This is a genomic window from Eubacterium sp. CAG:161 (assembly GCF_000432355.1).
Classification (GTDB): Bacteria; Bacillota; Clostridia; order Lachnospirales; family Lachnospiraceae; genus Eubacterium_G; species Eubacterium_G segne.
This window is the reverse complement of sequence record NZ_HF991849.1, coordinates 24,291-25,793: the sequence shown is the minus strand read 5'-3', so window position 1 is coordinate 25,793 and position 1,503 is coordinate 24,291. Positions and strand designations below refer to the sequence as shown.

At 31.6% G+C, this 1,503-nt stretch carries 1 protein-coding gene; it reads left to right on the top strand.

Translation table 11 applies throughout. The annotated features are described in order from the left end of the window. The coding region (locus tag Q5O30_RS01725; RefSeq protein WP_302674520.1) for a sensor histidine kinase at positions 1–1,170 on the top strand (1,170 nt) is incomplete at its 5' end. Positions 1,171–1,503: the final 333 nt, after the last annotated feature.

Genomic DNA, 1,503 nt, shown 5'->3' with positions numbered 1-1,503 from the left:
TTCACGAATTCATTTGGTATAAATTCCATTGCTTTTACATTGATAAATTTTATTATTTTCAAAACATTATATGATACAACCTGGCTGACAGCCTTGTTTCATTCTTTTATCACAACCTGTATGATGAGTTTTAGTGAATTAATAATCATCGGACTGTTTAATCAATTCAATGCTGATGTTCTGTATATACAATCAGATATACGCTCCCTGATAATTCTAACTGCATTAAGCAAAACATTATATTTTATCAGTATCAACATCATTGCTAGAGTACTACCCGGTTCAAAAGATGAGCATGAACCTACCAATATATCGGCTATTTTAATTAATATTATTCCTTTTATTTCAATCTATATTACTGTTGTACTTACTTCAGTTTTGCTTAACAGCTCCATTTCTACACATTTCAGAAATATGCTTTCTGCTTGTGCAGTACTTTTAATTTTAATAAATATATTAGTTTTTTACATATACAATTATATCCAGCAAAAAAATAAAGAATATACGCTTCTTCACATGCAATTTCAAAAAGAATATGATATGGCAGAATACTATAAGGTCTTGTTCAATCAGAATGAAAGTCAACAGATTTTGATTCATGATATACGAAAACATCTTATGACGATTTCCCAATTAAATGAACAAAATGATCATGACAAAATTAGCCATTACCTTTCGGCACTTTTAAATTCATCTGATTTACAAAATTCTGTCCATGTCTCCGACAACGAATTGTTAAATTCCATTTTGTGCCATTATATAAAGATTTGTCATCAAATGCATATCACATTTAAGGTTGATGTCAGAAAAAAACTGCTTCAGAATTTAGATTATACGGAGCTGACCGCTTTGTTTTGTAATTTGTTGGACAATTCTGTAGAAGCCTGTTCTGATATTCCTGATTCTTATATTGAGTTAAGTATAACCGATAAGGAAAATACCGATATTACCGTGATTAATATTATCAATAACTGTAGAAACTGCCCGAAGTTTAATCAAAATGGTTTACCTGTATCATCAAAGAAAAATAAAATCAAACACGGCTTTGGACTAAAAAGTGTAGAGCGTATTGTTAATAAATACAATGGGATTATCAAAATGTATTTTGATGATGAGAAAATGGCATTTCATACAATCCTTATATTACGTTGTAATAAGGTTTCACGATGATACTCATAAATATCATAACAGCATTTTTTGAGACCGTTTCAAGTTTTGTGTAAACTCAAAAATCTGATATAAGATATGTGAATAGTTTCTAAAGGGCTGAGCCGATTTTGATTGGTTCTGCCCTTACCTGCATTATACAGGTATTTTTTTGCATGTCAATAAACCTGCGTGTTTTCAGGCTTGTCTTACAGATTTCTGCCAGAGAGTCTTTCCTCAAAATAGATTTCCAGCTAGGAATGGATCTGCCCCAAGTCCTGACGGTGCCCTGTCCATTTTTTCGTGATGTCCATCATAGCTAGATACAGCATTTTTAAGAGGCTGTCATCAGTTGGA